The sequence below is a fragment of the Streptomyces sp. NPDC002643 genome (genome assembly GCF_053592555.1).
This window is the reverse complement of the sequence record NZ_JBSFVY010000003.1, coordinates 205,027-218,456: the sequence shown is the minus strand read 5'-3', so window position 1 is coordinate 218,456 and position 13,430 is coordinate 205,027. Positions and strand designations below refer to the sequence as shown.

At 70.9% G+C, this 13,430-nt stretch carries 13 protein-coding genes; 5 read left to right on the top strand and 8 right to left on the bottom strand.

Features of this window, described 5'->3' with window-relative positions; all coding sequences use genetic code 11:
* The first annotated feature begins 204 nt into the window (after positions 1–204).
* Positions 205–798 carry an isopentenyl-diphosphate Delta-isomerase gene (idi, locus tag ACWD4G_RS05750; RefSeq protein WP_451290933.1) on the top strand — a complete coding sequence of 198 codons (594 nt, stop codon included), beginning with the start codon at positions 205–207 and terminating at the stop codon, positions 796–798.
* Positions 799–829: 31 nt separating this feature from the next.
* Here idi and ACWD4G_RS05745 read toward each other — a convergent pair whose 3' ends face one another.
* Together ACWD4G_RS05745 and ACWD4G_RS05740 are read right to left on the bottom strand one after the other, a co-directional pair.
* Positions 830–1,342: an ATP-binding protein gene (locus ACWD4G_RS05745; RefSeq protein WP_451291146.1), complete on the bottom strand. Its 513-nt coding sequence runs from the start codon at positions 1,340–1,342 to the stop codon at positions 830–832.
* A 220-nt stretch (positions 1,343–1,562) separates the two neighbouring features.
* Positions 1,563–2,210, bottom strand: coding sequence for an HdeD family acid-resistance protein (locus tag ACWD4G_RS05740; protein ID WP_451290932.1), 648 nt, complete (start codon positions 2,208–2,210; stop codon positions 1,563–1,565).
* Positions 2,211–2,363: 153 nt separating this feature from the next.
* Between ACWD4G_RS05740 and ACWD4G_RS05735 the strand changes: the two genes are divergently transcribed.
* Entirely contained in the window at positions 2,364–3,107 is a 744-nt protein-coding gene (locus tag ACWD4G_RS05735; protein ID WP_451290931.1) for an enoyl-CoA hydratase/isomerase family protein, read from the top strand.
* Positions 3,108–3,177: 70 nt separating this feature from the next.
* Here the strand turns inward: ACWD4G_RS05735 and ACWD4G_RS05730 are convergent, their stop codons facing one another.
* On the bottom strand, positions 3,178–3,807 hold the full coding sequence (locus ACWD4G_RS05730) for a DJ-1/PfpI family protein (RefSeq protein WP_451290930.1): 630 nt from the start codon (positions 3,805–3,807) through the stop codon (positions 3,178–3,180).
* Positions 3,808–3,863: 56 nt separating this feature from the next.
* Entirely contained in the window at positions 3,864–4,823 is a 960-nt protein-coding gene (locus tag ACWD4G_RS05725; RefSeq protein ID WP_451290929.1) for a GlxA family transcriptional regulator, read from the bottom strand.
* Between the two features lie 115 nt (positions 4,824–4,938).
* Here ACWD4G_RS05725 and ACWD4G_RS05720 point away from each other — a divergent pair, with 115 nt between their 5' ends.
* The 3 genes from ACWD4G_RS05720 (at position 4,939) to ACWD4G_RS05710 (ending at position 8,834) form a co-directional block, all read left to right on the top strand.
* Positions 4,939–5,805, top strand: a complete 867-nt coding sequence (locus ACWD4G_RS05720; RefSeq protein WP_451290928.1) for an SCO6745 family protein — start codon at positions 4,939–4,941, stop codon at positions 5,803–5,805.
* Positions 5,806–5,921: 116 nt separating this feature from the next.
* Complete coding sequence (locus ACWD4G_RS05715; protein WP_451290927.1) at positions 5,922–6,065, top strand: LPFR motif small protein; 144 nt, start codon at positions 5,922–5,924, stop codon at positions 6,063–6,065.
* A gap of 363 nt (positions 6,066–6,428) precedes the next feature.
* The gene (locus ACWD4G_RS05710) at positions 6,429–8,834 is read left to right on the top strand and encodes a Tex family protein (RefSeq protein WP_451290926.1); all 2,406 of its coding nucleotides are present in this window, start codon (positions 6,429–6,431) and stop codon (positions 8,832–8,834) included.
* A gap of 156 nt (positions 8,835–8,990) precedes the next feature.
* On the opposite strand, the gene ACWD4G_RS05705 is transcribed toward ACWD4G_RS05710, so the two are convergent.
* From ACWD4G_RS05705 to ACWD4G_RS05690, 4 genes are all read right to left on the bottom strand, one after another.
* Positions 8,991–9,377, bottom strand: a complete 387-nt coding sequence (locus ACWD4G_RS05705; protein ID WP_451290925.1) for a peptidase inhibitor family I36 protein — start codon at positions 9,375–9,377, stop codon at positions 8,991–8,993.
* Between the two features lie 100 nt (positions 9,378–9,477).
* Positions 9,478–10,482 carry an ArsR/SmtB family transcription factor gene (locus tag ACWD4G_RS05700; RefSeq protein ID WP_451290924.1) on the bottom strand — a complete coding sequence of 335 codons (1,005 nt, stop codon included), beginning with the start codon at positions 10,480–10,482 and terminating at the stop codon, positions 9,478–9,480.
* A 130-nt stretch (positions 10,483–10,612) separates the two neighbouring features.
* On the bottom strand, positions 10,613–12,253 hold the full coding sequence (locus tag ACWD4G_RS05695) for an ABC-F family ATP-binding cassette domain-containing protein (protein ID WP_451290923.1): 1,641 nt from the start codon (positions 12,251–12,253) through the stop codon (positions 10,613–10,615).
* Between the two features lie 112 nt (positions 12,254–12,365).
* Positions 12,366–13,391 (bottom strand): oxidoreductase, encoded by a 1,026-nt coding sequence (locus ACWD4G_RS05690; RefSeq protein ID WP_451290922.1) that lies wholly within the window; start codon positions 13,389–13,391, stop codon positions 12,366–12,368.
* Positions 13,392–13,430: the final 39 nt, after the last annotated feature.

Sequence of the window (13,430 nt, the reverse complement as noted above, 5' to 3'; positions counted from 1 at the left end):
GCTGCCGCCGGGGTGATACCCGGCGGTTGACGGGCCGTGGCACACGAGATGATCAGCTATCCGGCCGTTTCGCGGTCGGGGTTCGGGGCGGCGGGTGTCCATCCCCGGGGCACGGGGGTAGGACTTGCGGGTTGGCGCGAAGTACCAGGGGTGCCGGAACCCTACGGCAGACTTGGGACTCGAAGAGCGAAGCGAAGGATGGGCATGCCGATCACACCTGCCACCACGATGCACGGTTCATCGAACAGCACCTCGGAAGTGATCCTGCTGGAGCTGGTCGACGAGAACGGCACGACGATCGGCACCGCCGAGAAGCTCGCGGCGCATCAGCCACCCGGGCAGCTCCACCGGGCGTTCTCCGTCTTCCTGTTCGACGAGCACGGCCGGCTGCTGCTCCAGCAGCGCGCCCTCGGCAAGTACCACTCCCCCGGTGTCTGGTCGAACACCTGCTGCGGCCACCCCTATCCGGGCGAGTCCCCGTTCGCGGCGGCGGCGCGGCGGACGTACGAGGAGCTGGGGGTCTCCCCCGCGCTGCTCGGCGAGGCGGGGACGGTCCGCTACAACCACCCCGACCCGGCCTCGGGCCTGGTGGAGCAGGAGTTCAACCATGTGTTCGTCGGGCTGGTGCGGGCGCCGCTGCGGCCGGACCCGGAGGAGATCGGGGACACCGCGTTCGTGACCCCGGCCGAGCTGGCCGAGCGGCACGCCAAGGACACGTTCTCGGCCTGGTTCATGTCGGTCCTGGACACGGCCCGCCCGGCGATCAAGGAGCTGACGGGCGAGGCCGCGGGCTGGTGATCGCGGGGCGCCTCGGCGTCCGGCCCGGTGTCTAGAGCTGGTGGGCGGGTTTGAGCGGCAGGGCGGCCCAGATCACCTTGCCGCCGGTCGCGGTGTGCTCCACATCGCACACACCGCCCGCCTCCAGAGTGATCTCGCGCACCAGCAGCAGCCCCCGGCCGCCGAGCCGGCCGTGGTCGGTCTCCAGGGCGGTGGGGCGGTAGGGGTGGTTGTCCTCCACCGCGACCCGCACCCACTCCGCGCCGACCGCGACCTCGACGGCCAGCGTGGGCGACAGCAACGCCGCGTGCTTCACGGCGTTCGTCACCAGCTCGGAGACGATCAGCAGCAGTCCCTGGACCAGCTCGTCCGAGAGGGGCACACCCTGTCGGACGAGCAGGTCCCGGACGGCCCGCCGCGCCTGCGGCACCGAGACCTCGACGGCGGCGGCGGTGAACCGCCAGACCCCTTCGTACGGCAGCGGTTCCGGCGGCCTCGGGTCGGCGGGTACGTGGTGCCCGCCGCCTCCCGGGCGTGGGTCGCCCCCGCGCCCCTGGTCGTCCATGGTCCGGTCGCCACCCTTGCGCTCGATTGTCACCACATGTCGAGTGTTGGTAACTCAGCGCTCCCTACGGACCACTGCACACAACTCGTCGCGTTTCGTTGACTTTCCGACCGTATGCGCCCGATTCAGTAAACCGATCGACGCCTCTTTTTCATGGGGAACCGCTTTCGGAACTCTTCGGGTTGTACACGGTTGACGCCGTCCCCTCCCCTCCCTCACCTCAGTGATCACTCTCCGTGATCCGCTCGGAGACCATACCGACGACCCGACGGCCACCGAACCCGGTGGCGATCAGACCGAGGCCGTCGAAGAGCAGGGCGAGGGAGAAGAAGGTACCGATGACGTACTTGCTGCTGCTCGGCCAGGTCGCGAGGACCAGAATGCCGAGGAGCAGGTCGAAGGCGCCCTGCAGCAGCGTCCAGCCGAACTGGGGGCCGCGTACGACGAGACTGCCGACCAGCCGGAAGAGCCCGCCGGTGAGGAACAGCAGCGCGGCGAACATGGTGAGCGCCTCGGCCGCCGCCTCCGGGGTCTTGATGACGACCACCCCGGCCGCGATGTTCAGGGCGGCGACCACGACACCGAGCCAGAAGAAGTTGGTACCACGCGCCTGGACCGCGTGCAGCAGGCCCACCGCGCCACCGATCAGCAACAGCCACCCGAAAAGGATCATCGAGGTCAGGGTGGCGACACCGACATAAACCAGCCCGACCAGCCCCGCGATCACCAACAACACCCCGAGCGCGGCGAGCCACCCGAAACCACGACTGAGCTTGGCGGTCTCGGGGGTCAGGGGCGTGGCGGCGGCGCTGCCCCTGGCGTGCGTGTCCTTGGGCTGCGTGTCCTTGACGTGCTTCAAACCAAGCATGCGGGGCCTCCTCGGATTTCGGGCCCCTTGTTGATCGTATGGCCGCGCCCCGAAAGGGGCGCGGGGAACTGCGCGACCAGCCACGACGCAGCCGCAGCCGAACGCCGGTTTCTTCCTCGGCCCAACAGGCGGAGCGCCTAGCATCCGGTGTTCATGGAGCCTCATCTGCCGCACTCCGTCACCGATGGAGTCGCCACCGTCGTCATCCACCATCCGGCCAAGCGCAACGCCATGACGGCGGCGATGTGGCGGGCGCTGCCGCCACTGCTCGAACAGATGGCCGCCGACCCCGCCGTGCGGGCGCTGGTGCTCACCGGGGAGGGCGGGACGTTCTGCGCGGGGGCCGACATCTCCACGTTGCGGGAGTCGCCGGGTGAGGCGCAGGGGCTGGCGCTGCTCGCCGAGGAGGCGCTGGCGGCGTTCCCGAAGCCGACGCTCGCGGCGATCCGGGGGCACTGTGTGGGCGGCGGCTCGCAGTTGGCGGCGGCCTGTGATCTGCGGTTCGCGGAGGAGGGTTCGCTGTTCGGGATCACCCCCGCCAAGCTGGGCATCGTCTATCCGGCCTCCTCCACCCGGCGGTTGGTGGCGCTGGTCGGGCCCGGTACGGCCAAGTACCTGCTGTTCTCGGGCGAGTTGATCGACGCGGAACGGGCGCTGCGGACCGGGTTCGTGGACGAGGTGCTGCCGGAGGGCGAACTGAGCAAGCGGGTGCTGGAGTTCACCCGGGTACTGGTCTCGCGTTCGCGGTTGACGCAGGCGGCGGCGAAGGAGTTCGCGAACGGGCGTACGGACCGGGACGCGTACTGGGCCGAGCAGGCACGCGGGAGCGGCGACACCGCCGAGGGTGTCGCCGCGTTCCTGGAGCGTCGGCAGCCGCGGTTCACGTGGACCGTGTGAGCCGTGTGAGCGTGTGATCCGTGTGAGCGGTGTGGCCGTGTGAGCGTCGCCGGGGGCCGGGTGGGTCACATCAGGCGAAGCGGCTCTTGGTGCGGAACTCCTCGACGAGGTGGGCGGGGGCCTTGTGCGGGGCGCCGGCGTCGTAGGGCGGCTGGGGGTCGTACTCGGTCAACAGCTGGACGGCCTGGGCGTGTTCGTCGCCCGCGATCCTCCCGATCAGGGTGAGGCCCATGTCGATGCCGGAGGAGACCCCGGCCGCGGTGACGTACTTGCCGTCGATCACGACCCGCTCCCCCGTCGGCTCGGCGCCGTACCGCTTCAGATGGTCCAGCGCCAGCCAGTGCGAGGTGGCCCGGCGGCCTTCGAGAAGCCCGGCGCTGCCCAGAAGCAGGGAGCCGGTGCACACGGAGGTCGTCCAGGTGCTCGTACGGTCGGCGGTGCGCAGCCAGTCGAGGAGGGTCTCGTTCTCCATGTGCTCCGACTGGCCGGGGCCGCCGGGTACGACGACGATGTCCGGGCTCGGCACCTCGGCGAGCGTCCTGTCGGCGGTGATCGCGAGGGCGCCGGTGTCGGCGCGGACGGGGCCGGTCTCCTCGGCGACGAAGACCAGCTCCGCGTCGGGGAGCCGGCCGAGGGTCTCGTAGGGGCCGACGGCGTCGAGGGCGGTGAAGCGGTCGAAGAGGACGATGGCGATCTGCATGGCGATTCCCTTCAGCGGGTGGGGCGTTGAGCGGATGGATGTTCGAAGGGTGGTGTTCAGCCCGTGGGTGTGGACGCCGGGCGGAAGCGGCGGCGGTATTCCGCCGGGGAGGTGCCGAGGGTCTTCACGAAGGCTCGGCGCATGGCCTCGGGGGTGCCGTAGCCGCAGGCGCGGGAGATCCCCGCGACGCCGTCGGAGGTGTCTTCGAGGAGGCGGCGGGCGTGTTCCAGACGGACGCGGTCGACGTAGCGGCCCGGGGTCATGCCCGTCTCGGTCTGGAAGGCGCGGGCGAAGTGGCGGGGCGAGAGGCGGGCGCGGGCGGCCAGGGTCTCGACGCTCAGGTCGTCGGCGGGGTGCTCGGATATCCACTGCTGCACTTCGCGCAGCGGTTCCCGGCGGGCGGTCTGGGCGGCGAGTTGGGCGCTGAACTGGGCCTGGTTGCCCGGTCTGCGCAGGAAGACGACGAGGTGGCGGGCGATGGAGAGGGCGATCGCGCGGCTCAGGTCCTCCTCGACGAGGGCCAGGGCGAGATCGATGCCGGAGGTGACACCGGCCGAGGTGGCGATGTGTCCGTCGCGGATGTAGATGGGGTCGGGGTCGACGTCGACCGTGGGGTGGTCGCGGGCGAGTTTGTCGCAGTAGGACCAGTGGGTGGTGGCCCTGCGTCCGTCCAGGAGGCCCGCTTCGGCGAGCAGGACGGCGCCGGTGCAGACCGAGACGAGGCGCTCCGCGCGCGGGCCGTTCTCGCGCAGCCAGGCGACCAGGTCCGGGGCGGGGTCACGGGTGCCCTGGCCGCCCGGGACGAGCAGGGTGTGCGGGGCGGGCGCCGAGGCGAGGGCGTGGTCCGGGACCAGGGTGAGGCCGCTGGAGGTGCGTACGGGGGTGCCGTCCGGGGACGCCGTGCGGATGGTGTAGGTGCCGGGGGCGTGGGCCTCCGCGCCGGCGAAGACCTCCAGCGGGCCGGAGACGTCGAGGCTCTGCACGCCGTCGAAGAGGACGACCAGGACGGTTCGCATGCCTTCGATTCTTGGTGGGGCGGATGATGGCCGCAATGACGAGTTCCCCACCTTTTCTGCCACTGGGACACTCCGTCCCTGTCATACGAACCAACCGGTCGGTAACGTGCCCGGCATGACCTCTTCCCTTCCCGACCGCGCCGGTCGCCGCTGTCACGATCTGCTCAATCCGCTCCACTCCGCGCACTACTTCTCGCCCGATCTCGCCCGCGAGTTGGCCGCCGTGGGGGTCGAGGACCCCCATGCGGCGTACTTCGCGGTGCGGGCGGCGGCCATGGGGACGGTCGGCGCGGGTGTGGTGACGGCGGCGTTCTTCAACTTCCGGCATGAGCTGGTGGCCAAGCATGTGCCGGCGGTGTGGGAGACCGTGTCGCCGACCGTGGTGCTGGCGGCGCGCGAGCGGGCGGCGGACGCCACACTGCGGCGGCTGCTCGGGGAGGAGCTGATCGGGGCGAAGGAGGTGGCCGAGGCGGCGGAACTGGCGTTGCGGGCGGCCGAGGCATGTGTACGGATCGCGCGCCCCCTGTATGCCGCGCACGCCGATCTGTCCATACCCGAGCGCCCTCATCTCGCGCTCTGGCACGCGGCCACACTGCTGCGGGAGCACCGGGGGGACGGGCATCTGGCCGTACTCCTCGACGCCGGTCTCGATCCGGTCGAGGCGCTGGTCAGCCATAGCGCGACCGGTAAGGGCATGTCGCCGAAGTGGATGCTCAGGACGCGGGGCTGGACGCGGGAGGAGTGGGACGCGGCGAGCGAGCGGCTCCGGGAGCGGGGACTGCTCGACGGCGAGGGGGAGCTGACGGAGGCGGGGATCGCGCTGCGGGAGGAGATCGAGGCCGCGACCGATCGCCTGGACCGGGCGCCGTACGAACATCTGGGCGCGGCCGGGACGGAACGGCTCACCGGGCTGCTGGCGGGGCCGGTGACCGGGATGCTGGGCAGGGGCGCCTTTCCGGCGGGGATGATCGGCAAGCGCTGACAGCGGTGGCGGGGGCCGCATGAACCGGGTGGGGCGCGGTACCCGGTCCTTCCTGGCCCTGTCGGGCGGGAGAGGAAAGTCGGGCGGGAGTCGGGCGGGAGCGAAAGGAGAAGGACGTGTTCCGAGCGATCGCTGATGTGCTGCGGCAGATCGGAGGGGCCATCGCCACGGTGGTGACGCTGCCGTTCCGGGCACTGGCAAGGCTGTTCGGTGGAGCGTCGGAGTCCGGCCGCCGGGCTGGGCGAGCGCGCCGGGCCTGAGAGCCTGTGTCATATCCCCGGTCGGATCAGCGCGCGGCGTCATGGGGGTCCCCCGACGCGAGGTTGTTCGAGCGTGGGGGAGGAGCTACTAGGGCGTTTCGGCAACGCGGCATGGGGGTCCCCCGCGCGAGCGAAGCCGAGCGTGGGGGAGTGCGTGCCAGGCGTCGCGCGCCCGGCCGGGGATATGACACAGGCTCTGAGCACCCCGACACCGTGTGACGCCCGTCCACGGCCCAGCCCACCGGGGTCACGGCCGGTGCGCCACCGCGTGTGTCGGACCCGGATCGCCGCCCTGATGCCCCGCTGTCGGTGGTGCCTGTCACAATTGCGGCGCAACCTCAGTGGAGAAGGCGGTACGGGATCGTGACGACACCCGGGTCCATCGGGTCCATCAACGTAGGGTCCATCGAAGGCAGGATCGCCGAGGAGCTCGGCGTACGGGAGCGGCAGGTGAAGGCCGCGGTCGAACTGCTCGACGGCGGTTCGACCGTGCCCTTCATCGCCCGCTACCGCAAGGAAGCGACCGAGATGCTCGACGACGCGCAGCTGCGCACGATCGAGGAGCGGCTGCGCTACCTGCGGGAGCTGGAGGAGCGGCGGACGGCGATCCTGGACTCGGTGCGCGAACAGGGCAAGCTCACCGCGGAGCTGGAGGCCCAGATCCGCGGTGCCGAGACCAAGGCGCGGCTTGAGGACATCTATCTGCCGTTCAAGCCGAAGCGCAGGACCAAGGCCCAGATCGCCCGCGAGGCCGGACTCGAACCGCTCGCCGAGGGGCTGCTCGGTGACCCGACGGTCGAGCCGCTGGCCGCCGCTGCGGCCTTCGTCGACGCCGACAAGGGCGTCGCCGACCCGCAGGCCGCCCTCGACGGCGCCCGGGCGATCCTCACCGAGCGGTTCTCGGAGGACGCCGACCTGATCGGCGAGTTGCGTGAGCGCATGTGGGTGCGTGGCCGTCTGGCCACGAAGGTGAAGGACGGCAAGGAGGAGGCGGGCGCCAAGTTCGCCGACTACTTCGACTTCGCCGAGCCGTTCACGGAGCTGCCCTCGCACCGCATCCTGGCGATGCTGCGCGGCGAGAAGGAAGAGGTCCTGGACCTCGTCCTGGAGCCGGAGGAGCCCTCCGAGCAGCCCGGTCCTTCGTCGTACGAGGGGATCGTGGCCTCGAAGTTCGGGATCGCCGAGCGCGGGCGGCCCGCCGACAAGTGGCTGACGGACACGGTCCGTTGGGCCTGGCGCACCCGCATCCTCGTGCACCTCGGCATCGATCTGCGGCTGCGGCTGCGCACGGCCGCCGAGGACGAGGCGGTGAACGTGTTCGCGGCGAACCTGCGCGATCTGCTGCTGGCCGCCCCCGCCGGTACGCGCGCGACGCTGGGCCTCGACCCCGGTTTCCGTACGGGTGTGAAGGTCGCCGTGGTCGACGCCACCGGCAAGGTCGTCGCGACGGATGTGATCTACCCGCATGTCCCGGCCAACAAGTGGGACGAGGCGATCGCCAGGCTGGCGCGGCTGGCCAAGGAGCACGCGGTCGAGCTGGTCGCGATCGGCAACGGCACGGCGTCCCGTGAGACCGACAAGCTCGCCGGTGAACTGATCGGCAGGCACCCGGAGTTGAAGCTCACCAAGGTGATGGTGTCGGAGGCGGGCGCTTCGGTGTACTCGGCGTCGGCGTTCGCCTCGCAGGAGCTGCCGGGTATGGATGTGTCGCTGCGCGGTGCCGTGTCGATCGCGCGCCGGCTCCAGGACCCGCTGGCCGAGCTGGTGAAGATCGACCCGAAGTCGATCGGCGTCGGCCAGTACCAGCACGATCTGTCCGAGGTGAAGCTGTCGCGCTCGCTGGACGCGGTGGTCGAGGACTGTGTGAACGGCGTCGGTGTCGACGTCAACACGGCGTCGGCTCCGCTGCTCGCCCGGGTCTCCGGCATCACCTCCGGGCTCGCCGAGAACATCGTGGCCCACCGGGACGCCAATGGGCCGTTCAGCTCCCGCTCCCAGCTGAAGAACGTGGCGCGGCTCGGTCCGAAGGCGTACGAGCAGTGCGCGGGCTTCCTGCGCATCCGGGGCGGCGACGACCCGCTGGACGCGTCCAGCGTGCACCCCGAGGCGTACCCGGTGGTGCGGCGGATGGTGAAGACGGCGGGCGACGAGGTCGCGGCGCTGATCGGCAACACGGCCGTGCTGCGGTCGCTGAAGCCGGGTGACTTCGTGGACGAGACGTTCGGTCTGCCGACCGTGACGGACATCCTGAAGGAGCTGGAGAAGCCGGGGCGCGACCCCCGGCCCGCGTTCAGGACGGCCACCTTCAAGGAGGGCGTCGAGAAGATCTCCGACCTGGCCTCCGGGATGGTCCTGGAGGGCGTGGTGACGAATGTGGCGGCCTTCGGCGCCTTCGTGGACGTCGGTGTCCATCAGGACGGGCTCGTCCATGTGTCGGCCATGTCGAAGACGTTCGTCAAGGACCCGCGTGATGTCGTCAAGCCCGGTGACATCGTCAAGGTGAAGGTCCTCGACGTCGACATCCCGCGCAAGCGGATCTCGCTGACGCTGCGGCTGGACGACGAGGCCGCGCCGCAGGGCGGTCAGCAGGGTGGCGGGGGTTCCCGGCCGCAGCGCGGGGGCGGGGGCCGTGGTCCTCAGCAGCAGCGTCAGGGCCGCGGGGGCGGGGGCGGCGGCTCGCGCCAGGGTTCCGGTGCCCCCGCCCCGGCGAACAGCGCGATGGCGGACGCCCTGCGCCGTGCGGGGTTGCTGGACCAGAAGCGCCGCTGACGCGAGAGGCACGCTTCAGGCTCCCCCAGCCTGACGCGAAGGGCGTGAACCGGGCGGCACCGAGACACCGGCCAGGTCGGTGTCTCGGTGCCGCCCGGTTGCACGGAAGGGACGCGGCCGTGGTCGGCGACCACGCAGCCGGGACCGGTCATCCGGTCAGGGGCATTCGCCGCCCCACGTCGCCGAGTTGATGGTGCCCGCCGCGGCGATGCTGAGGCGGTTGGTGTCCGGCGGGTAGTGCAGACATATGTTGAACACCCGGCCGTCGCTCTGCCGGGTGAAATTGACATAGATGTGATCAGCGCCGGGCCAGGCGACACCGTTGTTGATGACCGTTCCGGAACTGGCCAGATACATGTTGTAGAGGTTGCCCTGCGACTTCCAGCGCGGGAGGCCGTCGGCGGCCATGTTGTCCCATACGCAGACGTAGGAGCGCGGGCAGTCGGACGGCGCGGCCGACGCGGTGGGGGCGGTGGCAAGGCCGACGCCGAGCAGGGAAGAGGCCGCGGCGAGAACGACACCGAGCCGGCGGATGCGCTTCATGAACCCTCCTGGAGTGCGGTGGTCGGACAGTGACGAAAGTGCGTCGGGCACCCATGCTGTCGCCGTCCGCCGAGGGCTCACCACACCTTGAAGTTGTGCCTTAAACGTCGAGCGCCGCACTCGACGGGCTCCGCAGAAGGGCGAGCCCGGCCGGTGTGACGGTGTGCAGGACATGCCTGCGGTGGCGCACGCTCAGCAACAGACCGGCACGGCGCAGGACGGCGGTGTGCTGGCTGGCCGCGGCCCCCGAGATACCGAACCGCTGTGCGAGTTCCCCGGTCGTCCGGCCGGTCACGATGTCTTCGAGGATGGCGGCCCGGGTACGGCCCACCAGGGCACCCAGCGCCGCGCCCCGCTCCGCGCCGCCGCCCGCCCGGGCCCAGCCGAGGGTGTGCTGGATGGGGTAGACGAGGATCGGGGTGAGGTCCGGGGAGGCGAGGGTGACGGGTCTTCGGAAGCAGAAGAAGGAGGGCTGGAGCAGCAACCCCCGGCCCTCCAGGCGGAGTTCGCGGTCCACCGGGTAGTCGGCCTCCAGCACGGGCGGCCGCCAGCGCAGTACGGGGCTGAAGCCGGCCAGCAGTCCTTCGGTGCCGCCCGCGAGCACCGCGCGGGTGCGTACGGCACGGTCGGCGTCCACCTGAGCCAGGACGTGGGGCCAGAAGGGGGCGAGCGCGTGCCGGTGGTAGGCGTGCAGGGCGCGGCCGAGTCGGCGCAGGGCCTCGGGTTCGCCGTCGGCCAGGGCTCGGTGGCCGGCCGGGAGGGGGCGTGAGCGCCCTTGGGAGGTGGCGAGCCGGGTGAGATCGCCGCGCAGCAGTGATCTGGGGGTGCTGAGTACCGTGTCGACGGCGCTTCCCAGGTCCTGGGCGCCGTCGAGGTCGGGGGTCAGGAAGTCCGGTGAGTAGCCGCGTGGGGGAAGCAATGGGGCGAGGGCACGGGCGGCCGGAGGAAGACGCGGGCGGATCAGGCGCCGCCATTCGCCGAAGGCAAAGCCGTTCTCCCGCGTGATCAGCGTCTGGAAGCTGTTGGTGATCTCCCAGAGGGGGTCGGGCGCGGCGGCGATACGCACGCGCGCGAGGTCGTCAGCGGTGAAGTGCACTCGAAGCATGAGGTCTTCCGATGGTGGTCGGTCACCGGGACGGGCGATATCTCATGACAGTCGCGGGGCCGCCGGGCCCTCACAAGGCGTCAACCGGTCATATGCCCCGCAAGGGGGAAACCACCGTCGGCGGGCGGGATCAGCCCTCGGTCACCTTGCCCGCGTCCACCTCGAAGCGGCGGGTCACATGGACCGCGTCCAGCATGCGGCGGTCGTGGGTGACGAGGAGCAGTGTGCCCTCGTAGGAGTCGAGTGCGGACTCCAGTTGCTCGATGGCGGGGAGATCGAGGTGGTTGGTGGGCTCGTCGAGGACGAGGAGGTTGGTGCCGCGTCCCTGGAGGAGGGCGAGGGCGGCACGGGTGCGTTCTCCCGGGGAGAGGGTGATCGCGGGCCGTAGGACGTGATCCGTTTTGAGGCCGAACTTGGCCAGGAGGGTGCGTACTTCGACCGGTTCGGTGTCGGGGACGGCCGCGCAGAAGGCGTCGAGGAGGGACTCGGGGCCATGGAAGAGCCCCCGTGCCTGGTCGACCTCACCGACGAGGACACCGGAGCCGAGTGAGGAGTGGCCCGTGTCGAGAGCGATACGGCCGAGCAGGGCGCCCAGCAGGGTGGACTTGCCCGCGCCGTTCGCGCCGGTGATGGCGATCCGGTCCGCCCAGTCGATCTGCAGCGACACCGGGCCGAAGACGAAGTCGCCCCGCCGCACCTCGGCGTCCCGCAGGGTGGCGACGACCGCGCCGGAGCGCGGGGCCGCCGCGATCTCCATCCGCAGATCCCACTCCTTGCGCGGCTCCTCGACCACCTCCAGGCGCTCGATCATGCGCTGGGTCTGCCGCGCCTTGGCGGCCTGCTTCTCGCTCGCCTCGCTGCGGAACTTGCGGCCGATCTTGTCGTTGTCGTTGGCCGCCTTGCGCCGGGCGTTCTTGACACCCTTGTCCATCCAGGAACGCTGTATCTGGGCCCGGTCCTGGAGTGCGCTCCGCTTGTCCGCGTACTCCTCGTAGTCCTCCCGCGCGTGCCGCCGCGCCGTCGCCCGCTCCTCCAAGTAGGCCTCGTAGCCACCGCCGTAGAGGTTGATCCGGTTCTGCGCGAGGTCGAGTTCGAGGACCTTGGTGACCGTACGGGTGAGGAACTCACGGTCATGGCTGACGACGACGGTCCCGGCCCGCAGCCCGGACACGAACCGCTCCAGCCGCTCCAGGCCGTCCAGATCGAGGTCGTTGGTGGGCTCGTCGAGCAGGAACACGTCATAACGGGAGAGCAGGAGTGAGGCGAGCCCCGCGCGGGCCGCCTGGCCGCCGGAGAGGCCCGTCATCGGCTGGTCCAGATCGACCCCGAGCCCCAGGGAGTCGGCGACCTCCGCCGCCCGCTCGTCCAGATCGGCGCCACCGAGGTCGAGCCACCGCTCCAGGCTCACCGAGTACGCGTCGTCCGCGCCCGGCGCCCCGTCCACGAGCGCCTGCGTGGCCTCGTCCATCGCGACCTGCGCCGCCGCCACCCCGGTACGCCGGGCCAGGAACTCCCGTACGGACTCCCCCTCCCGTCGCTCGGGCTCCTGCGGCAGATGCCCCACGCTCGCGGTGGGCGGCGACAACCGCAGCTCCCCCCGCTCCGGCGGCAACAACCCCGCCAACAACCGCAGCAAGGTCGACTTGCCGGCCCCATTGGCCCCGACCAGCCCGATCACATCCCCGGGGGCGACGACGAGGTCCAGCGAGGAGAACAACGACCGGTCACCGTGCCCGGCAGAGAGATTCTTGACTACGAGGGTGGCGCTCACAAGGGGAGATCCTAATGACCGCCGAGGCAGGGCCGCGCCCTTAGGGGCGCGGGGAACCGCGCGACCAGCCCCCACAACCCGCAGCCGCCCTACAGCCAGCCAACCCACCCCCTTAGGCCATCGGCTCAACAAGCACCGTTCCGGACGTCCTGGCCACAATGAACGACTCCCCCTTCACAGCCTTCGCGTCCATCCCGATCCGATGCCGCCCGGCCGGAAGAATCCCGTCGAAGAATCTGTACGTGTGCGCCCGGGAGAGCCGGTCGAGCCGATACGCGGTCAACTCGACGCGGCACGTCGAGGTGATCTCGATGCCCGCCTGACCGCCGGAGGCGACGAGCCGGGTCAGCCGACGCTGCCGCGCCGGACTGCGGTCGAGCGCGTTCTCGATCTGGGCGACGAGGAGGGGGATGATCGGGGCGAGCCCGTCGACGTACGCGACATCGACCCCCGCCCGGTCGAAGGCCCGCCGTACGGACTCCCGGTCGGCCCGGCCGACGGCCTGACCGAAGGCGACCGCGCCGTAGCCGCGCAGCTCCTCCACGGGCACCCCGTCGGCGTCCTGCGCCATGTCCGCGCCGATCCCGATCGCCCGTAGCGCGGCGGCGAGTTTGGCGAGGACCGCGACCCGGGCACCGATGAGGAGGACCCGGCGGCGGGTCGACGTCTCGTCGGCGGACTCCCGCAGCAGGGACTGCAACGCGCTCCGGTACTCGGGGCCGTGGAAGCGGAAGGGGCCGATGCCCGTGTAGCCGTTCAGCCGGAGGTCGGGCTCCTCCTCCGTCTGCCAGGCGAAGTCACGCCACACATAGTCGTCGCCGTCCCGCTCTATCACCGCGGTCACGGCACCGCAGGCGAGGTCGGCGCATTCCGGGCAGCCGTAGATGACGTAGCGATCGCCGCTCAGCGGTGCCTCGGCCTCCAGCAGCAGGCTGCGGACCTGGGCGCTGAAGATCGACGGCGGGACGTCGGAGGCGAGGGGGGAGACGGCGTCGAGGTCGGAGAGCTGGAACAGCAGCGGGTGTCCGTCGACGATGAAGTCCACGAAGTCCCGGTGCGCTTGGTAGGCGCCGTTGGCGAGGACGCCACCGGCTCGCATCGCCGGTGCCAGGCCGAAGGTCGCGTACTCGGCAGACATGCTGTGAGTATCCCCACAAATTCAGACTTGTGAGCACGG